A 17,905-nucleotide genomic window follows, 5' to 3' on the forward strand; every position below is an offset into this window, starting at 1 on the left:
CACCGGATTCCCCGCTCCCGCCCACAACCCGCGCCATCCGCGGCTCCCCGCTCCGGTAACACTCCAGGCCCGCGACGCACGCATGGCGCAATGGCAACCGATGGGTCAGCATCGATCGTGACATCGCCCGATGTAACGATAACAACAACCAGCCTGGAGAAAGTCATGTCCCAAGGCGCCTGGGTGCCCACCCCCGAAGACCTGCGGCACTTCCGCGAGATTCAGCAACTGGCCTACCGCTGCTGCGAAACCATTGCCGGCGAACTGCGCCCGGGCATCAGCGAGCGCGAGACCGCCGCGCTGATGAAGACCTGGCTGCTCGATCACGGCGTGCGCGACTGGTTCCACCAGCCCTTCGCCTGGTTCGGCAGCCGCACCTCCTTCAAGGGCTTCGACGGCCTGCGCCACCTGGGCGGCTTCAACCTGGCCTTCTACCCCGGCAAGCAGCGCCTGGAGGAAGGCATGCCCTTCATCCTCGACTGCGCACCGACCCTGGGCGCCTACACCGCCGACGTCGGCTACTCCGGCGCACTGGGCCACAACCTGCTGGTGGAGCGCCTGATGGACGATCTGCTGGCGCACCGCAACCTGATCGTCGAACAAGTGCGCCAACGCCTGCCGCTGGCCCATGTCAGCCAATCGGTGGACCGTCTCTGCCACCGCCAAGGCACCCTACCGCGGCACAAGGCCTATCCCTTCGAAGTGCTGGCGCACCGCGTGGAAAAACTCGGCGCACGCACCACCGGCCCGTCGGTCGCGCGCTTTGGCGTGCGCAACATCGCCACGCTGATGAAGAACGCCCTGATCACCGGCCGCCGCGAGGGCTGGTCGCCGCTGTGGTCGAGCAATGATCGTTCGCAACATGCGCCCACGCCCGGCCTCTGGGCCGTCGAACCGCACCTGGGCCTGCGCGGCGTGGGCGCCAAGTTCGAGGAGTTGCTGGTGGTCACCGAGGACGATGCCTACTGGCTGGACGACGACCTGCCCCACGTGCGCCGCTGGACCGAGCGCGGCCTGATCAGCGCCCCGGCGCGGCGGGAGGTGGCATGAACGCCATGCTGGAGAAGACCCTGCCGGCGCCGGAACGGCTGGACGTGCAGTCCGGCAACGTACGCCTGGCCGTCTGGCGCTGGGGCGAGGCGCACCTGCCGATGGTGCTGTTCGTCCACGGCTATCCGGACAACCACGAAACCTGGCTGCCGCTGATCCGCCATCTCTCGGGGCGCTTCCAACTGGTAGCGTACGACGTGCGCGGCGCCGGCGAATCGGACAAGCCGCGCAAGACCCGCGACTACCGCCTGGAACTGCTCAGCCAGGACCTCAAGGCCGTGCTCGATGCCGTCAGCCCGCAGCGCGCGGTGCATCTGGTGGCGCATGACTGGGGCTCGATCCAGACCTGGGAAAGCGTCACCGATCCACAATTGCGCGCCCGCATCGCCTCCTATACCAGTGTCTCCGGCCCCTGCCTGGACCACGTCGGTTTCTGGATGCGCGACCGTCTGCGCCGCAAGACGCCGCGCGCGCTGCTGCAGATGGCCAGCCAGCTGCTGCATTCCTGGTACATCTACTACTTCCACCTGCCGCTGCTGCCGTCGCTGTCCTGGCGGTTCGGCGCGGCGAAGGCGTGGCCGCTGTACCTGCGCAAGGTCGAAGGCATCCGCAACCCGGTGCGCAACCCGCACCAGGCCAGCGATGGCGAGCACGGCGTGAAGCTCTACCGGGCCAACTTCATCACCTCGATCTTCAAGCCGCGCAAGCGCCACACCGAGGTGCCGGTGCAACTCATCGTGCCCACCCGCGACCGCTACGTCGGCCAGCAACTCTTCCAGCAGCTCTCGCTGTGGGCGCCGCGCCTGTGGCGCCGCGATGTCACTGCTGGACACTGGCAACTGCTCGCCGAACCGGTCCGACTGGGCAAGTGGATCGACGAATTCGTCAGCCATATCGAGGGCGGTGAAGCCCCGCCGGAGCTGCAGCGCGCGGCAATGAAGCCCGGCGCCGGCCCCTTTGCCGGCAAGCTGGTGGTGGTCACTGGCGCGGGCGGCGGTATCGGCCGCTCGACCCTGCTGAGCTTCGCCGAACGCGGCGCCAGCGTGCTGGCCGCGGACATCGACCCGGCCGCTGCCGAACGTAGTGCCGAACTGGCCCGCGCAGTCGGCGCCACGGCTCACAGCTATTGCGTGGACGTGGGCGACAGCGCCGCCATGGAGCGCTTCGCCCAGTGGGTGAAAAGCAGCCTCGGCGTGCCCGACGTGGTGGTCAGCAACGCCGGCATCGGCATGGCCGGGCCGATGCTCAAGACCACCCCGCAGGAATGGGAGCGCCTGCTGCGCATCAACCTGTGGAGCGTGATCGACGGTTGCCGGTTGTTCGGCAAGCAGATGGTCGAGGCCGGGAAGCCGGGGCACCTGGTCAACGTCGCCTCCGGCGTGGCTTTCGCGCCGTCACGCAACTACCCGGCCTACGCCACCAGCAAGGCCGCGGTACTGATGCTCAGCGAATGCCTGCGCGCCGAACTGGCGGGCAATGGCATCGGCGTCAGCGCCGCCTGCCCGGGCTTCGTCGATACCGGCATCGTCCAGGCCACGCGCTTCGCCGGCCTGGATGACGAACAACAGGCGAAACACCGTGCCAAGGTGCAGCGCTTCTATCGTCGGCGCCGCCTCAGCCCGGACACCGTCGGCGAACGCATCGCCCGCGCGGTGGAACGCAACCAGCCGGTGGTGAAAGTCGGCAGCGAAGTGCACCTGGGCGCCCTGCAATGGCGCTTCATGCCCTGGCTGTCGCGCCTGTTCGCCCGCCTCAATCTCACTGCCTGAGAACTGCCATGAACGACCATCATCACAAGCTCGTGCAACGCAAGGTGCAGTTCGACTACACCGATTCGCCGCTGCACTGGATTCCCGGCGAGCCCGAAGCGTCCCACGCGATCAACGTCATCCACATGATGCTGCCGGCGGGCGAGCTGTGGTTCTGCCGCCTCTACAACAAGGCACTGCCCTTCGTAAAGGAAGGCCGGCTGCGCGAGGACGTGCAGGGTTTCATCCGCCAGGAAGCCATGCACGCCCGCGCCCACTCGGGTGCCTTGGAGCGCTACCTGAGCCACCACGGCATCGACTCCACACGCTATCTGAAGGTCATGGACTATCTGTTCGAACAACTGCTCAGCGACACGCCGCTGGGCACTGAACTGTTCAACCGTACACCCTGGCTCAAGCGCTGGTGGATCGGCCAGCGCTGCGCCATCGTCGCCGCGGTGGAGCACTTCACCTGCATCCTCGGCAAGTGGATTCTCGAAGCCGATGCGCTGGACCGCGCCAAGGCCGACCCGGTGTTGCTCGACCTGTTCCGCTGGCACGGCGCCGAGGAAGTGGAGCACCGCAACGTTGCCCATGACCTGCACGTGCACCTGGGCGGCACCTTCGTCAGTCGGCAGCTGTGGATGTTCGTGGTGTGGCCGCTGATCATCTACCTGTTCGCCTTCGGCACCCGCACCCTGTCGCGGCAGGACCCGACCATCGCCAAACCACGCTCCTTCGCCGCGATCTGGCGCGATGGCTCGAAGTCCGGCGTGCTGCCGAAGATCAGCTCCCTGGCCACCAGCTTCCTGCGCTACTTCAAGCCCTGGTACCACCCGGACCACGAGGCCAACACCCAGGAAGCGCTGGACTACCTGGCCCGTTCGCCGGCCGCCAGCCGGGCCGCGCGCGCTTCGTAGCGCCTGTCGGCGCGCCCGCGCAGTGGATGCGCGGCGCACGTCAATCGCATACTGCGGCATCCGTTATTCGACTCAGGGATGCCGCCGTATGCCGATGGGAACCTATCCGCTTCACCCCGCCCTGTCCTCCCGCGTGGAGCGCCTGCCGGAGCAGGTGGACGTGGTCATCGCCGGCAGCGGCATCATGGGCTGCGCCACCGCCTGGCAGCTCGCCGGCCAGGGCCTGAGCGTACTGGTGCTGGACAAGGCCGGGATCGCCAGCCAGCAATCCACCCGTGCCTGGGGCTTCGTCCGCCAGCAGGCGCGCGACCCGGCGGAAGTGCCGCTGATGATGGCGGCGATTCCGCTGTGGGAACGCCTGGAAGAAGAGCTGCAACTGCCGCTGGAATGGCGCCAGGGCGGCTGCCTGTACCTGGCCGAAACGCCGGAGCAGCAGCGCAAGTACGAAGACTGGCTGAAGGTCGCCGCCAACTTCGACCTCGGTACCCGGCTGCTGAGCCGCGCGGAAGTCGCGCAGTTGATGCCGGCCCTGAGCGACCCGGCACTGGGCGCCCTCTACACCGCCAATGATGGCCAGGCCGAGCCGCGCCGCGTGGCGCCCGGCTATGCGCTGCGTGCCATTGAGCGTGGCGCCGTGTTCGTCGAAGGCTGCGGCGTCACCGGCATCGACCGCGCCGCCGGCGCCGTCTGCGGCGTACAGACCGAACGCGGCTATGTGAAAACCCGTCACCTGCTGATCTGCGCGGGCGCCAGCAGTTGGCGCCTGGTGCAGAGCCTCGGCCTGGAGCTGCCGCAACAAGCCGTGCGTTGCACCGTTTCGCGTACCTGCCCCGGCCCGGACGTGGGCGCGCAGAGCTTCATCGGCCACGGCATCGGCTTCCGCCAGCGCGCCGATGGCAGCATCAACCTCGCTGACGAAACCCAGGCCGACATCGACCTGAACCTCGACTACCTGCGCGGCGCCAGACACTACCTGCCGCACCTGCCGGAGCATCGCGCGGGCTTCTCCTTCAAGCTCAACGGCGCGTTGTTCCACGACTTGCGCCAGCGCCTGCCCGGTTCGGAAAGGAGCGTGAACGGCCCGGTACTCGGCGAGCGCGATCCGCAGGTAAAGGCCAACACCGCGCGTGTCTTCACGGCACAGCAGAATCTGGCAAAAGCCTTCCCGGCACTACGCGATGTGAAAGTCGTGGAAAGCTGGGCGGGACTGATCGACGTGCTGCCCGATGGCATTCCGGTGCTCGATGCGCCCGCGCAAGTACCCGGACTGCTGATCGCCACGGGCTTCTGCGGCCACGGCTTCGCCATGGGGCCGATCGTCGGCCAACTGATGAGCCAGTGGATTTACAAAGGTGATCCTGGAATGGATCTGCATGCCTTCCGGCTGCGGCGCTTCGCCGATGGCACGGCGGGCAAGCCCTACTCCCTGTTCTGACGGAGCGGCCAGTGTTTTTTGTAGGCGCGTCCCCAGGCGCCCCTACTCGCCCTCTTCCACCAGCGGCGCATCGTCACTCAATGCCCGCTCCAGCCACTCCGTCGGCAGGTTCTTGCTCGCCCGCGCCCCCAGCAGCTTTACCTGCTCGGCGCGGCTGATCAGGTTGCCGCGCCCTTCGCAGAGCTTGTTGCGCGCAGCAGCATAGGTCTTGTCCAACTGCTGCAGGCGGGTCCCCATCTCATCCAGATCCTGCACGAAGAGCACGAACTTGTCGTACAGCGCCCCGGCGCGCTCGGCGATCTCGCGGGCGTTCTGGTTCTGCCGCTCCTGGCGCCACAGGCTGTCGATCACCCGCAGTGTGGCCAGCAGGGTGGTCGGGCTGACGATCACGATGTTGCGTTCGAAAGCCTCCTGGAACAGGTTCGGCTCGGCCTGCAGTGCCGCCGAGAAAGCCGCTTCGATCGGCATGAACAGCAGCACGAAGTCGAGGCTGTGCAGCCCTTCCAGGCGTCGGTAATCCTTGTCGGACAGCCCCTTCACATGGTTGCGCAATGACAGCACATGGGCCTTGAGCGCCTGCTGGCGGATCACCTCGTCCTCGGCGGCAATGAACTGCTGGTAAGCGGTCAGGCTGACCTTGGCGTCCACCACCACCTGCTTGTCGCCGGGCAGGCGGATCAGCACGTCCGGCTGGAAGCGCTCGCCATCCGGCGCGCGCAGGCTGACCTGGGTTTCATACTCGCGGCCCTTCTCCAGGCCGGCGTGTTCCAGCACGCGCTCGAGCACCAGTTCCCCCCAGTTGCCTTGGGTTTTCTGGCCCTTCAGGGCACGGGTCAGGTTGGTGGCTTCCTCGCCCAGGCGCAGGTTCAACTGCTGCAGGCGCTCCAGCTCCTTGGTCAGCGAGAAACGCTCACGAGCCTCGGCCTGATAGCTCTCTTCCACGCGCTTCTCGAAGGACTGGATGCGCTCCTTGAGCGGGTCGAGCAACTGCCCCAGGCGCTGCTGGCTCGACTCGGCAAAACGCTGCTCGCGTTCGTCGAAGATTTTCCCGGCCAGCTCGGCGAATTGCGCCCGCAGATCGTCTCGCGCCGATTGCAGGTCGCCCAGTCGCTGCTGGTGATTGTCCTGCTGCTCGCGCAGCTCGGCGGAGAGCGCCGCGTGCTCAGCGGAAAGACGGCGCAGCTCGGTTTCCTTGTCGGCGCGCTCGGTCTGCCAGTCTTGCTCGGCGTTAGCCAGGCGGGCCCGCTCTTCCTTGCCCAGTTCAACTTCGCGGCGTAGCGCCGCCGCCTCGGCGGAGAGTTCGCCGTGCCGGCCACTCAAGCGCTGGAAAGCATCGCGATCCGCCTCAGCCCGCGCGGACAGCCCGTCCTGCGCCAGTTGCGCCGTCGCCAGCCGCTCGCGCAGCAGGGTCGCCTCCTGCTCCACCTCCACCCTTCGCGCTTGCAGACGCCAGGCAAGTGCAGCCATGGGCAGCAATCCGGCGAGCGCACCGATCAACAGGGCGGACAGATCGAGGGGCATGCAGGACTCCGAGGTGTGGCAAAGGATCGCGCCAGTCTACCAGCCGCCCGCCGGGAGCGGCCTCGTCCGCCGTAACGGCCCTGGCACAAGGCTCCTGAGCAAGCGCTCGGGACAATCCACAGAAGCTGTGGATAACTCGGTGGAGAACTTGCTGAAAACCACCCATACCCCCAGTGAACTGGGGCCGTGTGACAGATTGGTGATTTTTTCACCAATCAAAATTCTCTTTATTTTTCAATAAGTTAAAAAACGCAAGGAAATTCACAGGGTGGCCAAGTGCAATGTTTCGGGGGCTTGACAGAGTGCGTCAGCATTGTGCACAAGTGCGCGCCACGCAGCAGCCGACCGCCCCGTTTCAGGGCAGTGGATAAGAAGTGTTCTCAGGCAAGCCGTGCTTGCTACCGGGCAATGCACGGGGCGGAAGATCCGTTTTCCGACGCCGATGCCCGGCAAACTTCAGGCGATCTGAACCTCGCGCCGTGACACACGCTGCGGCCGGACAATGCGAGGTGGTTCGGGAAGCTGAATTGCCAACTGCTCCGCGGCGCAGACCCGCGCATAAATACGCTCGGCCGAACTGCGGCTCTTGCAGTCATAAAAGAATTGGTTGAGGTACACACGCCAGCGACGATCATCGCTGGGATGGACAGCTATCCGTATATCCATGGTCTGGCACTCCCTGCTTGGCCATCCCGCAACATACACCGCACAACATGACGCGTAAGCGGCGAAACGATGAACGGTCAGGCAGGATGAGGTAGCCTGCCATCCACCAGGTACTGTTCACGCCGGTAAATGCGGGGGCTGTCGGGCACCTGGGCATGCTTGAAGGCGACGTACTCCGAAGTCGTCTCGCAAAGCCAGGGCATCAGGTTGCGCGGGCGCTTCTCGGTAAAGGCCGAGGGCACGAACAACGCCACATTTATGCCCCCCTGCGGACAACGCGCCGAACGATATTCGAAAGCCTCCACCCCTGCATCGCGCATCGCGCTGCCCATCCCCTGAGTCACGCTGTAATCCTGTGGATCAAGCAGGGCCGCGTGCTCGCGGAACGGCGGCAGGTGCAGCCGCACGCCCTTCTGCACCTGGAAGCGCGCCTCGAAGGAAGCGTGCTCGGAAAGGATCCGTCCACTGGGCGGCGGCGTGGCCATCCCCTCCCACAGCACGAAGCGGTAGAACGCCGATTCCGCCATCGCCGTTTCCAGCTTGAGCGCGCCGTAGAACAGGCTCGGCTCATGGCGCCGACCAAAGCGCGAGCCCCAGCGCAGCGGCGGGTAGCGGAACGGTGTCTTCAGCAGGTAATGCAGTGGCTCGGCGCTGGACGGCATGCGCGGTTTGCTGGTTTCCAGCAACTCCTCCAGCAGTGCCTGCTCTTCCAGCGTGTCCACCAGTTGCAACGTCGCCACCTGGCCCTGGCTCTCCACCAGTCGCACCAGGCGCCCACGGATGGGCGCGACAACCGAGTCCTCATACTTCGCCCATAGACGGGCGCCGGCTTCGAAGGACATTCAGACCTTGCCCCGGATGGCGTCCAGGTACTCGACCACTGCGACCAGCCCCTGCACCCGCTCCATCAACTGCAGCGGCACACCACCCAGGTGGCGGTTCTCGGTGCGCAGGAAGTGGCGCATGTCCTCATGATTGCCGCCGAACAGAGCGAACAGCGCGCGGTAGATGCGCACCAGCAGCAACGCCAGCTCGCCGGTCTTGCTGTCCACGCGCAGGCCATTCTGCTTCCAGCGGCTCACCGCGCTGCGGTCCACGCCGACAATGGCAGCCAGCTCCTGCTGTGTCATCGCCAGGTGCTCGCGGGCAGTCAACACCGCCTTCGCGAGGACGGTATCGGCAGCCGGGTTTTCCTTCAGCAGTGCGCTCATGGCAAAGCTCCAACAAGTGCATTTGCTGCAAACATATCACCAAATGCTGTAACTACACAAAGACTGCAGTGCTGGAAAAATCACCTGCTGCTCTCCCCCGACAGCCCCGTATCAAAGCGCTGACAAAGCAGAGAATTTCTTTACCGAACATTTACTTAGGCTTGGCATTCATTGACCCGACGACGCGCTCTCATGAAGTACCCGGATCGTCCGGGAGATGAAAGCAGGAGTCACGCACCGGCAACGCCGGCTGCGCCAGGAGAAACACCATGAAGAAGTCTGTCGCCCTGTTCTGTGCCGCCCTGATGCTCGGCAGCCCGCTGGCGAGTTTCGCCCAGCCGGGGGGCGGCCCGGACTGTGGTCCGAACCATCCGGATAATCGACCGCCGCAACAACAGCAGCGGCCGCCCCAGCAGCAACAGCAACGACCTGACCAGCAACAGCACTATCAACAGCGGTCCCAACAGCAACAGCAGCCTCACGGCAACTACAACCAGGGGCGCAATGGCCACGCGGATCCGCGTTACTACAGGAACCCGGACTACCGCCCTCAGGCCGGCATGCCCGTGCCCCACCGCGACTGGCGCCGCGGCGTGATCGTGGAACCGAACTATCGCGGCGACCGTTATTGGGTCACCGACTGGCAAGCGCGCCACCTGTACGCACCGCCGCGCGACCATCGCTGGCTGTACGTCAACGGCGACTACATCCTGGTGGCCATCGCCAGCGGGTTGATCGTCAACATCCTGGCCGGCTATTGATCCACGTCAGGCGCTGGCGCTGAGCATCGAGCCGGCGCCACTGCCACCAGCCCTGCGGATCGCCTCGGCCAACGCCGCGGCGGTCTGCTGCATGGCCGCACTGGTACTGGCGATGCGGCTCTGCACGGCCATCAGCGCCGCGGTGCGCTCGGCATCCGAGGAATAGTGACGCTTCTGTGCGTCGGCCAGCTCCCGCTGCTCCTGCTGCAACTGCTTCTGCAATTCCTTCAGGCGCTTCTGCAATTGCTCAACGGTGGTGCTGGCCTTGCCGGAACTGGCGGAGCTGCTGCTCTTCTCGCTTTGCGCCGCTCCGCCGGCCTGCAGACGAGGGCTGCCGGAGCTTTCATTGGCGCTGTCGGCCTGCGTACCCGTGGTGGTGGTGGCAACGCGTAGCTGACTGGCGAAAGCCTGGTTCGCCGAGGTAATCGAAAGGCTCATGCCGGATGTCCTTTGTACCGGGAATTCAGCCGCTCTATCGGCTGCGGCCGGAAAATCTTGAAAGCGCCTTCGCAGGGCTGGGCAAAGGCCCTAGGATAGGCGGCCTTATTTCCAGCCCGCCGCCATGGACAAGAAACGCGCCTACCAACTGATCCTCGCCCGCCTCGCCGAAGACTTGGAGGTCGCCGTGCGCGCCGCCCAGACGGCCCACGAGACCGCGACCCACGAGGAAAACATCGCCGAGAACAAGTACGACACACTCGGTCTGGAAGCGGCCTACCTCGCTGCCGGCCAATCACGGCGCGTGGAAGAGATCCGACAGGCCCTGTCGCTGTTCGAGAACCTTCAATTGCGCGATTTCGACGAGGAACAGGGCATCCAGACCAGCGCCCTGGTGCAACTGATCAACGAGCGCGACCAGCAGCGCTGGGTATTCCTCGGCCCGGACGGAGCCGGCCTCAAGGTGCAGCACGAAGGCACCGAAATCCTGGTCATCACCACCCGCGCCCCACTGGGCAGCGCCCTGCTTCAGCGTCAGCCCGGCGATGAAGTCGAAGTGGGAACCGGCAGCGCACGCCAGCGTTATGAAATCCTCGACGTCTGTTGACGCTTGCGCCCTGCAAGGCAGCAGTCGAGCGCATTGATGAAAAATCTGAGCGGAACAGACAATACCCGGCACGCGGACTGACGCAGACTAAGCTTCAAGGCCACACCCACTCCCGGCCTCAAGGAGAAGCATCATGCTGTTCAACTGGTCCGAGTACGTCCCCGCCGTGAAAAAAGCCTTCGGCGCCCTGGGCAAGAAACACCCGAAAATGATCGCCGCCTACCAGGCCCTGGAAGCCGCCGCCGCTGACGGCGACGCCCTGGATGCCAAGACCCGCGAACTGATTGCCATCGCCGTGGCCATCACAACCCGCTGCGACGGCTGCATCGGCGTCCACGCCGAGGCTGCCCGCAAGGCTGGCGCCACCGAAGCCGAGATCGCCCAGACCCTGGCCACCGCCATCTCGCTCAATGCCGGCGCCGCCTACATCTACTCCCTGCGCGCCCTCGAAGCCTACGAGTCCGCCGCCGCTCCGAAATGAGCCCTGCACCCGCGGCGCTTCGGCGCCGCGGGCCTGCCTCTTTCCCTTGAGGGGTGCGATGGGTTATCTGTGCTGCTCAGCCAACCAAAGCCGCTGCCCATGCCCCAGCCTACCCTCAGCTTCTGGAAACTCACCCTGGCCATCGCCGTCGGCACCTGGCTCGGCTGCCTGGCCGTCGCCGCCACCGCGTGGCTGGTTTGGCGTAACATTCCGCTCGCTCTCGCACCTCACCTCGCCCCACCATCAACGGCAACGTCCACGGCGCCCCCACCAACCCGCAGCAACGAAGAAATGTTCCAGCAATACCTGCAACGCCAGCAGGCCCTGCAGGAGCAGCAGAATCGTCAGGTAGAGAAATCGGAGCAGGAAAAACGCTTCAACAGCGCGCCATGCCAATTCTGGCTGCAGCAGTATCAAGCGGATCCGACGCAGAAGAATCGAGAGAAGATGGATGGGTATTGCGGGTGATGGGGATCAGGGTGGAGATTTTCATGACGTAGAAAAGACAAAACCCCTGAAACGCTAAGCATTTCAGGGGTTTCGGCCATATGTAATGGCGGAGAGATAGGGATTTGAACCATAAGACGCCTACCTCTGCACCCCCGCAGGCCCCGCAGAATCTGGACTCAGGCTTTTGCCACAGGCCCAAAAGGAGCCACAGGGAGCCGTAATCTGTCCTAAATCTGTCCTAAAGTTCGTCGGCCTTTTCGCGCCCCGCTGCCAGGCAGAGCTGTGCGGAATAGCAGGAGTTCTAAACATGGGCTCTAGAGGGGATTCTAGGGCCTTCTCCTCCCCCTAAATCCCCCTTCAGATCATCGTTTTGGTACAAAAAGTGGTACGAGTTTTCCCCTTCCTGGCCCGTTCTGGGCGCCCCTCATCCCCTCTCGTCGCGCCATCTTGAAACTGTACATGCATCCAGTATTCTTTCACTCCCCTGACTCGGGAGGCGGATCATGCAGTACGCCCAACACGAAGAAGACCGCCGGCTGCTGAAGTACCGGTGGGAGGCAGCGCTGCGCGACAGCGTCGCCTTCCTCTACCGCACTGACGATCACTACCACTACCTGTTGGCGCAGGCCGACGAGGGCTACCAGCTCGGGCTGATCTGCCTGTCCGAGCGCCAGGAAATGGTCACCCGCGCGCTTGGCGCTTACTCCTGGCACGTCGAGCACAACATCACCAGGGAAACCCACTGGTGCCTGGGCTGCTACTACCATGTCTTGATCGGTGGTGAGGTGGTGGGCTCGATTGGCACCGAAGGTCACTACCACGACCTGCAGGGGAAGCTGCTTGGCAATATCGACGGGCGCCCGCCGAAGCTGAGCCTGTGGATGAGCCGCTTCGACCGCGAACACGCGGGCGAGGTCCAGGGCCTGCAGATCATCTGCGATGGCCAGGAACTGTTCGAGCTGCGGGAAGTGATTCCGGCGGGCGCCGGCGACAAGCGCTGGCCGTATTCGGGAGGCTGAGGGATGTGCGGACGGTACGTGACGCCAGAGGAAGCCGCGATGGAGCGGTACTGGCATATCGGGCGGGGGAACTCCGGGCGCTGGATTGATCGCGCGTACAACGTCGCGCCGACCAGCCAGGTGCCGATGGTGCTCCTGAACGAGGCGGGAGAACAGGAAGTCGTGGCCGCCCGCTGGGGGCTGATCCCGTTCTGGTGGAAGAAGGACAAGCTGCCGGCACTGACTTTCAACGCGCGGAGCGAGGAAGCACCGGAGAAACCGATGTGGCGGGACGCCATCCGGCACAAGCGATGCCTGATGCCGGCAGCGGGCTGGTACGAGTGGAACGAGAAGGAGCCGGTGAAGAACAGCTCCGGCCGCGCGGTGAATCAGCCGTACTACCACTACGCGATAGATGACGGTGTGCTGGCCATCGCCGGGATCTGGTCGACCTGGTCACCACCGGAAGGCGAGCCCATCACCTCCTGCGCCCTGCTGACGAAGGAGGCGGAGGGCCTGGTATCAGCCATCCACCACCGGATGCCGGTCATCCTGGCGCCCGAGCAGTGGAAGACCTGGCTATCGCCGGAGACATCACTGGAACTGGCCTACGACACCATCGCCCTGGCGCGGCAGGACTTCGAGGCCTACCGCATATCGACAGAGGTCGGGAGCGTCAGGAACCAGGGTGCTCAGCTGATCGAGCCGATCTAGCCGGCGCGCTTACGATCAGTGCACCCGACTATGCGCTCTCTTATGCTCTCCACCTGCCAATCTGGCTTGCATTTCGCGCTTCATCGCGAATTCGGATTGAAATCTCTACGTGATCCTGTAGAATTCGCCAGCTTTTTTGCCTCGGAAAGGACTTCGATGACCACTAATGTCTACGACAAAAACACGCTGAAAGCGGGCACTGATTCGCGATGGTCTATGACCAAGGAGTTTGCCTTCTTCTTTGTAGACAACAGTGGCTTCGAGAAAATTGTCGCCACTGAAAATGCGATCTTCGTATTCGCGGGCGACTCTTTAGTCATCCAGCAGTGGAAAGATTTCTTGTTTTCTGAGCACACCGCGCTGGAACAACCTAATCTGGATGGCATTGCCATGCTGATGGTTGACAAGACGACAGGCGATGTGATCTTTAGCCATGGACAGGATATCCAACCTGCCGATGAAGAAAGCCGCGTCGTAGCCAGCTTCGCTGGATCTGGCGCGAGGCATGCCGCGGGATGCTGGATGCAGAACCGTGATGTTGTGCGTTCGATCAATACGGCTAAGCTGTTTGATCTATACAGTGGTGGCGACACCAAATACTTTGAACTGCAAGCTAACAACGGCAATCTTACCGAAGACGTTGGCTTGGCAGGACTAAACAGAGCCTTCATGGAAAGGGGAATGGTTATGTACTTGGCAAATGGGCAAGCGCCTATGTCGATCCGTGATGCAGCCGCTCAGGATGATCGTGTCAAGGAACTGGTGGATGGCATTGCTAAAGGCTCGCTGTCCCTCAGCGCTCCGTGCGACGCGCAATTCATCAAGCCGACCCAGGAAGATAAAGATCGCCTGAAAGCGGCCCTAGACTTGGTCATGCGTCGCTAAAACTGCGCTTCCAAAGAAAGGCCGCTTAAAAAGCGGCCTTTTTTGTTCCTTAAGGAAGCGTGTGAGACTGCGCTGCCAATGTCCTTACTGACACGCCTGCGCCGCCGCGACCAACTGCACCTCGTAGCCCTTACGCTGTTCCAGCTCGGCCAGCAGCGCACGCACCTTGGTCTGCAGACTGTCGCCGGTCTGCAGCGAAGCCGTAGCCCAGGTCGGCACCTCCACCGTCGGAGCCCGGCACGGGACCAGCACCGGTACCTCTACGCGCACCGTGCGCGGCTCGGGCTCGACCTGGCTCGCGCACCCCGCCAGCGCAAACACCGACACCAGAAGCCACTTCATAGCCCCAACTCCTTGTCGATCAGCGCCTCGGCCACCGCGGCCGGATCGCCCTCGGCTCGCTCCTGCTGCAGGCGCTGGGCGGCGGCATAGTGCTGGCCGGCCTGCTGCTGGGCGGTGGCGACCGCCTGGGCCGCCTTCGCCTGCCGCTGCTCCGCCTGGTTCATCAGCTCGCCAAGCTGGGCGCCCTGCTCCTGCACCAGCGCCAGCGCCAGCACGTTGTCGCGAGCAGCGGTGCACGTCGCCAGCTTGTCGCTCTTCTCCTGGAGTTGCGGCGTGTATTGCTCAGAACTGAGCCATGCCCCGCCAGCGGCACCCAGGCCGACCAGCAGGGCAACGGCGAGCGCCAGCGCGGCAGCTTTCCACCCGCCAATCATCGGGCAGCCTCCAGCGCCGCAGCGTAGTTCTCCGGCCACTCCTTCGGGCGCGGCTTGCCTGGGCGCCAGGTCCGGAGGTAGAGATCCCAGGCGCCGGCCTCGTCACCCAGCGCCGGCAGGCGGGCCGGATCGGTGAAAAGCAGCAGGCGGGCCAGGCCGGCGGCGAGAATGTCATCGCGCTCAATGGCCCACCACACGTCCGGCGCGGCCGGGGCAACGCCGCGAACGATGCACAGGCCGGCGGCCAGATCACGCACGCTGTCGACTCGGTAGCGCAACAGGCCGGTGACCATGCCGCCGCCCTGCTCCGCCTGCCAGTAGCTGCGCGCCGGGCCATTGCCCAGTTGCCGGCGGTACTCGAAGCGCGACTCCTGCAGCCCAATGGCCAGCAGCATGACGACTGCCTGCAGGCTTTCCATTTTCGCGGGCAGCAGCAACAGCGCCGGCTCGATGATCGAGCGGCGCACGGAACGAAGGTCCATGGTTTTCTCCAGGCATGAAAAGCCCGCCATGTGGCGGGCTTGGTATTGTCCTTGGCCGACGGCCTCAGACCTCGATGTCGTACTGCGGCAGGTCCGGCGCCGGGCCGGTGATCGTGCCGTCGCTGATGAAGGCGTTTTGTCCGGCGGCCACCGTGACGCCGATGGCCGCCACCTCGATGCCGTTGCGCAGGCGCACGCGGCTGGTGCCGGTCACGTTGTCGACGTCGAGCACCTCGGCCACGGTCTTGCTGCCGCCAGGCAGCAGGTCGAGGAAGCGCTTCCAGGGGTTGGTCGTCGCCATCACTCACCTCCTTGGTAATGGCGCTCGATGCGCAGGGTCTGCCAGACCTTGCTCGCTCCGGTGCCGGAGGCGCTGATGTCCACCCCCAGGCACAGGCCGCGCCACGTCTCCTCGGGGTCGCGCACTTCCACCAGCATGGCCGGCAGCACCAGGCCCGGCGCGCTGCCGCCGTTCTCCAGCAACGGGATGCGCCGCGTCTCGATGGACTGCAGGCCACCCTTGGACAGCTCGCAGATGCCGCGCGAGCGAGCCGCGTCGGTCCCTGTCATCCAGTCATCGAGGACGTCGGGAGCCATCACGTCGCCGGCCGTGCCGGCTCTGCGCACCTGCACACCCATGCCGTAGTTGGTGCCGCTGACGTAGACGTAATTCCACTCCGGCTGGGGGCTCCACTCCCCGCCCGCTTCCGCCACGATCTCCGATGGGATGATCCGGTCAGGGATTGCCGTGTCCCAGTACCAGGTCGCCTCACGGTAGCGCGGCAGGATCGACAGCCCGTCGCTGGCCATATCCGGCCGCACCACGCCGCCGACCACCTCGGCCACGCGGGTGATGACCTGCATCGGCGTCTGATCCAGGTAGGAGAAGGCGCCGGCCGGCAGCGTCCAGTCCGGCGGACCGAGCGCCACGGTGTCCCAGGTCGCGGAGAATCCGGTGTTGTAGAGCTGCTCATCGATGACCTGGCGCGCGTTGAGCTGGGCGGTGTTCATGCCGCTGCGCTTGGGCGCGTAGGGGTCGGCGAGCAGCTTGGTGCGGCTGGAGCCCCGGATCGAGTAGCGCTCGGCCGGGTGCTTCGCGGTGCTGCTCCAGCTGTCCACCAGGAAGCGCCACGTCCAGCCGTTGATCGTCAGTTCTACGGTCTTCGGGCCGTTGCTGTCCTGCCGCACCAGGTTCATGGAGGTGCGGCCGAACAGGTCCGCCGAGAAGGACCAGGCGAAGCTATCGGCGTCCAAGCCGATGCTGATGTTGCTGGCGTCCAGCACTGCGCCGGACGGCAACACCGTGAGGGTGACCGTGTTCGCGATCATGTAGGTCTCCAGAATGTCCGGCTCCTCGGGCGGATCAACCACCACCACGGGACCGGGATAATCGGGATAGGCAATGCCAGTGGGCTGGCCATCGGTGGGCGTGCCCCATCCCCATGGGACGCCCACCAGCTTCTCCAGCACGCGGGCTGGTGAGAAGCCGACCGAGACCGCACTGTCCACGGGCTGGATAGCCCGCACCGGCGGGGTGTAGTGGAAATTGAAGTAGGCCAGCGGTTCGTGGCTGGGTGTATAGCGCCGGCCACCGAACGAGAACGCCGCCACCGTGCCGGGGATATACAGGCTGGCCAGGCGTTCCTGCTCCGCATCGAAGCGCGGCCCCAGCTCATCGGAGCGCTGCCAGACCTGGCCGGCGGCGGTGTCCTTGATCGCCGGGCGCGGGTTGTAGATCACCCGCAACCGAGTGTCCTGCGCCCGAATCGAGCGATCCCAGCCGAGCCAGGTCGCCAGATCCTTCTGAGCGACGGTGTTCCAGCTGTTGCCGACCGCCGAATCCTCGGCAGCTCCGCGCGACCAACTGCTCGCGGCGCCCTGGTCCGCCTTGGCCAGCGCGTCCCAGGCTCCCGCCAGTTCTGCCTGCAGGTGGTTGCCCTCTCCCCAGCCGGCGGCGCCGGCCAGATCCCGCTCGGCGAGTGAATCCCAGCTTGCACGCGACACAGGGTCGCCCGGCCGGCGGGCGGGTCGCCAGCCGGCAGAGGTTTCACAGGTGAGCATCAGACCATCTCGACTGTTATCGGCCCGAGGGCCTGGGGTTGGTAGTAGCGAACGACCACCGCACGGGCAGTGCCGACCAGTTGCGGGCCCGTGAGGGTTTCATCCCACCACTCCGGCTCGACGGCCGGGAGCTGTCCAGCCTGGGTGACACGGTAGAGCCAGCCCTGGAACAACGTCGGCCGGATGGCAACTCCGATGGCCACCTGCAGACCTGGCTGGAACTGCACGCCCCAGTCGTCCAGACCCAAGGCGTAGACACGACCACCGCCGGACACGCGCAGATCGAGATCAGCGCTACCTGCGGTGGTCCGACCATGCCCCGCCACCCGCCACTCACCATCTGCCTGCTGCTCGACGGCCAGCACCTCCCGTGCTGCATCGGCACCGTCGACAACCACGCGCGCCGGCAACAAGGCTGGAAGGCCTGCGCCTCCGCCGGTGCCGTCGTTCAAGTCAACGGCCAGCACCAAGTCCTGTGTGATCACCGGATAGCGAGCGGCAGCACGGCGCGGAAGTACCTCGTCCGTCACCAGCAGCAGATAAGGCCCGGAGACTGCTGAGGCGAGGAAGCGCTGCACCGCCTGAGCGCCGTCGCGCGCAACGAAAATGCCGACAACCTCCAGCGAGCCTGGTAGCAGCAACAGGCCGACCTTCTCATTGCTGGTGACCTCCCCGTCGCGCGTCAGGGTCAGCGTGATTTGCCGGCGCGCCAGGTTCACCACCAGCGGGAAAACCTTGGGAGGAGCTACGACCATTGCCAT

At 65.0% G+C, this 17,905-nt stretch carries 21 protein-coding genes; 11 read left to right on the top strand and 10 right to left on the bottom strand.

All coding sequences use genetic code 11. The features are described from left to right. Positions 1-165 precede the first annotated feature (165 nt). The 4 genes from A9513_RS25915 to A9513_RS25930 all read left to right on the top strand — a co-directional run bounded on the left by A9513_RS25915 (position 166) and on the right by A9513_RS25930 (position 5,153). Complete coding sequence (locus A9513_RS25915; RefSeq protein WP_065085976.1) at positions 166-1,050, top strand: M24 family metallopeptidase; 885 nt, start codon at positions 166-168, stop codon at positions 1,048-1,050. After that, positions 1,047-2,819, top strand: a complete 1,773-nt coding sequence (locus A9513_RS25920) for an SDR family oxidoreductase (protein WP_065085977.1) — start codon at positions 1,047-1,049, stop codon at positions 2,817-2,819. Before A9513_RS25915 ends, A9513_RS25920 begins: the two co-directional genes overlap by 4 nt. 8 nt (positions 2,820-2,827) lie before the next feature. Further along, the gene (locus A9513_RS25925; protein WP_065085978.1) at positions 2,828-3,718 is read left to right on the top strand and encodes a metal-dependent hydrolase; all 891 of its coding nucleotides are present in this window, start codon (positions 2,828-2,830) and stop codon (positions 3,716-3,718) included. Positions 3,719-3,806: 88 nt separating this feature from the next. Beyond that, positions 3,807-5,153: an FAD-binding oxidoreductase gene (locus A9513_RS25930; protein ID WP_024763407.1), complete on the top strand. Its 1,347-nt coding sequence runs from the start codon at positions 3,807-3,809 to the stop codon at positions 5,151-5,153. Positions 5,154-5,195: 42 nt separating this feature from the next. On the opposite strand, the gene rmuC is transcribed toward A9513_RS25930, so the two are convergent. From rmuC to A9513_RS25950, 3 genes are all read right to left on the bottom strand, one after another. Further along, on the bottom strand, positions 5,196-6,560 hold the full coding sequence (rmuC, locus tag A9513_RS25935; protein ID WP_176707294.1) for a DNA recombination protein RmuC: 1,365 nt from the start codon (positions 6,558-6,560) through the stop codon (positions 5,196-5,198). An 857-nt stretch (positions 6,561-7,417) separates the two neighbouring features. Then, positions 7,418-8,182 carry an RES family NAD+ phosphorylase gene (locus tag A9513_RS25945; protein ID WP_065085981.1) on the bottom strand — a complete coding sequence of 255 codons (765 nt, stop codon included), beginning with the start codon at positions 8,180-8,182 and terminating at the stop codon, positions 7,418-7,420. After that, positions 8,183-8,551 (bottom strand): antitoxin Xre/MbcA/ParS toxin-binding domain-containing protein, encoded by a 369-nt coding sequence (locus A9513_RS25950; RefSeq protein ID WP_024763405.1) that lies wholly within the window; start codon positions 8,549-8,551, stop codon positions 8,183-8,185. It lies immediately after the preceding gene. A gap of 269 nt (positions 8,552-8,820) precedes the next feature. On the opposite strand from A9513_RS25950, the gene A9513_RS25955 reads away from it, so the two are divergent. Beyond that, the gene (locus A9513_RS25955) at positions 8,821-9,312 is read left to right on the top strand and encodes an RcnB family protein (protein WP_065085982.1); all 492 of its coding nucleotides are present in this window, start codon (positions 8,821-8,823) and stop codon (positions 9,310-9,312) included. 6 nt (positions 9,313-9,318) lie between these two features. Here A9513_RS25955 and A9513_RS25960 read toward each other — a convergent pair whose 3' ends face one another. Then, positions 9,319-9,750, bottom strand: coding sequence for a hypothetical protein (locus A9513_RS25960; RefSeq protein WP_024763403.1), 432 nt, complete (start codon positions 9,748-9,750; stop codon positions 9,319-9,321). 124 nt (positions 9,751-9,874) lie between these two features. Here A9513_RS25960 and A9513_RS25965 point away from each other — a divergent pair, with 124 nt between their 5' ends. The 6 genes from A9513_RS25965 to A9513_RS25990 all read left to right on the top strand — a co-directional run bounded on the left by A9513_RS25965 (position 9,875) and on the right by A9513_RS25990 (position 13,885). Then, on the top strand, positions 9,875-10,357 hold the full coding sequence (locus A9513_RS25965; protein WP_065085983.1) for a GreA/GreB family elongation factor: 483 nt from the start codon (positions 9,875-9,877) through the stop codon (positions 10,355-10,357). Positions 10,358-10,490: 133 nt separating this feature from the next. After that, positions 10,491-10,838 carry a carboxymuconolactone decarboxylase family protein gene (locus A9513_RS25970; protein ID WP_017522075.1) on the top strand — a complete coding sequence of 116 codons (348 nt, stop codon included), beginning with the start codon at positions 10,491-10,493 and terminating at the stop codon, positions 10,836-10,838. Between the two features lie 99 nt (positions 10,839-10,937). Next, positions 10,938-11,306, top strand: a complete 369-nt coding sequence (locus A9513_RS25975; RefSeq protein WP_024763401.1) for a hypothetical protein — start codon at positions 10,938-10,940, stop codon at positions 11,304-11,306. 485 nt (positions 11,307-11,791) lie between these two features. Beyond that, positions 11,792-12,307: a hypothetical protein gene (locus A9513_RS25980; RefSeq protein ID WP_065085984.1), complete on the top strand. Its 516-nt coding sequence runs from the start codon at positions 11,792-11,794 to the stop codon at positions 12,305-12,307. A 3-nt stretch (positions 12,308-12,310) separates the two neighbouring features. Beyond that, on the top strand, positions 12,311-13,000 hold the full coding sequence (locus tag A9513_RS25985) for an SOS response-associated peptidase (protein ID WP_065085985.1): 690 nt from the start codon (positions 12,311-12,313) through the stop codon (positions 12,998-13,000). 156 nt (positions 13,001-13,156) lie between these two features. Next, positions 13,157-13,885: a hypothetical protein gene (locus A9513_RS25990; RefSeq protein ID WP_065085986.1), complete on the top strand. Its 729-nt coding sequence runs from the start codon at positions 13,157-13,159 to the stop codon at positions 13,883-13,885. Positions 13,886-13,969: 84 nt separating this feature from the next. On the opposite strand, the gene A9513_RS25995 is transcribed toward A9513_RS25990, so the two are convergent. The 6 genes from A9513_RS25995 to A9513_RS26020 form a co-directional block, all read right to left on the bottom strand. Continuing rightward, the gene (locus A9513_RS25995) at positions 13,970-14,227 is read right to left on the bottom strand and encodes a hypothetical protein (RefSeq protein WP_065085987.1); all 258 of its coding nucleotides are present in this window, start codon (positions 14,225-14,227) and stop codon (positions 13,970-13,972) included. Continuing rightward, on the bottom strand, positions 14,224-14,601 hold the full coding sequence (locus tag A9513_RS26000) for a hypothetical protein (protein ID WP_065085988.1): 378 nt from the start codon (positions 14,599-14,601) through the stop codon (positions 14,224-14,226). Before A9513_RS26000 ends, A9513_RS25995 begins: the two co-directional genes overlap by 4 nt. Further along, entirely contained in the window at positions 14,598-15,083 is a 486-nt protein-coding gene (locus A9513_RS26005; RefSeq protein WP_065085989.1) for a hypothetical protein, read from the bottom strand. Before A9513_RS26005 ends, A9513_RS26000 begins: the two co-directional genes overlap by 4 nt. 64 nt (positions 15,084-15,147) lie before the next feature. Further along, a complete protein-coding gene (locus A9513_RS26010; protein WP_065085990.1) occupies positions 15,148-15,384 on the bottom strand; it encodes a hypothetical protein in 237 nt (78 codons plus the stop codon). Continuing rightward, positions 15,384-17,144 carry a hypothetical protein gene (locus A9513_RS26015; RefSeq protein WP_176707287.1) on the bottom strand — a complete coding sequence of 587 codons (1,761 nt, stop codon included), beginning with the start codon at positions 17,142-17,144 and terminating at the stop codon, positions 15,384-15,386. Before A9513_RS26015 ends, A9513_RS26010 begins: the two co-directional genes overlap by 1 nt. Then, positions 17,144-17,905 (bottom strand): hypothetical protein, encoded by a 762-nt coding sequence (locus A9513_RS26020; RefSeq protein ID WP_024766783.1) that lies wholly within the window; start codon positions 17,903-17,905, stop codon positions 17,144-17,146. The genes A9513_RS26015 and A9513_RS26020 overlap by 1 nt, the downstream gene beginning before the upstream one ends.

The sequence above is a fragment of the Pseudomonas sp. AU12215 genome, from assembly GCF_001675465.2.
Lineage (GTDB): Bacteria > Pseudomonadota > Gammaproteobacteria > Pseudomonadales > Pseudomonadaceae > Pseudomonas > Pseudomonas nitroreducens.

Bases quoted from the DNA above. Each gene is read 5' to 3' on its own strand.
- A9513_RS25980 (WP_065085984.1), top strand. From the start codon at position 11,792: ATGCAGTACGCCCAACACGAAGAAGACCGCCGGCTGCTGAAGTACCGG.
- A9513_RS25975 (WP_024763401.1), top strand. From the start codon at position 10,938: ATGCCCCAGCCTACCCTCAGCTTCTGGAAACTCACCCTGGCCATCGCC.
- A9513_RS25960 (WP_024763403.1), bottom strand. From the start codon at position 9,750: ATGAGCCTTTCGATTACCTCGGCGAACCAGGCTTTCGCCAGTCAGCTA.
- A9513_RS25955 (WP_065085982.1), top strand. From the start codon at position 8,821: ATGAAGAAGTCTGTCGCCCTGTTCTGTGCCGCCCTGATGCTCGGCAGC.
- A9513_RS25995 (WP_065085987.1), bottom strand. From the start codon at position 14,227: ATGAAGTGGCTTCTGGTGTCGGTGTTTGCGCTGGCGGGGTGCGCGAGC.
- A9513_RS25925 (WP_065085978.1), top strand. From the start codon at position 2,828: ATGAACGACCATCATCACAAGCTCGTGCAACGCAAGGTGCAGTTCGAC.
- A9513_RS25915 (WP_065085976.1), top strand. From the start codon at position 166: ATGTCCCAAGGCGCCTGGGTGCCCACCCCCGAAGACCTGCGGCACTTC.
- A9513_RS26000 (WP_065085988.1), bottom strand. From the start codon at position 14,601: ATGATTGGCGGGTGGAAAGCTGCCGCGCTGGCGCTCGCCGTTGCCCTG.
- A9513_RS25965 (WP_065085983.1), top strand. From the start codon at position 9,875: ATGGACAAGAAACGCGCCTACCAACTGATCCTCGCCCGCCTCGCCGAA.
- A9513_RS25985 (WP_065085985.1), top strand. From the start codon at position 12,311: ATGTGCGGACGGTACGTGACGCCAGAGGAAGCCGCGATGGAGCGGTAC.
- A9513_RS25920 (WP_065085977.1), top strand. From the start codon at position 1,047: ATGAACGCCATGCTGGAGAAGACCCTGCCGGCGCCGGAACGGCTGGAC.
- A9513_RS25990 (WP_065085986.1), top strand. From the start codon at position 13,157: ATGACCACTAATGTCTACGACAAAAACACGCTGAAAGCGGGCACTGAT.
- A9513_RS25950 (WP_024763405.1), bottom strand. From the start codon at position 8,551: ATGAGCGCACTGCTGAAGGAAAACCCGGCTGCCGATACCGTCCTCGCG.
- A9513_RS26010 (WP_065085990.1), bottom strand. From the start codon at position 15,384: ATGGCGACGACCAACCCCTGGAAGCGCTTCCTCGACCTGCTGCCTGGC.
- A9513_RS26005 (WP_065085989.1), bottom strand. From the start codon at position 15,083: ATGGACCTTCGTTCCGTGCGCCGCTCGATCATCGAGCCGGCGCTGTTG.
- A9513_RS25945 (WP_065085981.1), bottom strand. From the start codon at position 8,182: ATGTCCTTCGAAGCCGGCGCCCGTCTATGGGCGAAGTATGAGGACTCG.
- A9513_RS26020 (WP_024766783.1), bottom strand. From the start codon at position 17,905: ATGGCAATGGTCGTAGCTCCTCCCAAGGTTTTCCCGCTGGTGGTGAAC.
- A9513_RS25970 (WP_017522075.1), top strand. From the start codon at position 10,491: ATGCTGTTCAACTGGTCCGAGTACGTCCCCGCCGTGAAAAAAGCCTTC.
- A9513_RS26015 (WP_176707287.1), bottom strand. From the start codon at position 17,144: ATGCTCACCTGTGAAACCTCTGCCGGCTGGCGACCCGCCCGCCGGCCG.
- A9513_RS25930 (WP_024763407.1), top strand. From the start codon at position 3,807: ATGCCGATGGGAACCTATCCGCTTCACCCCGCCCTGTCCTCCCGCGTG.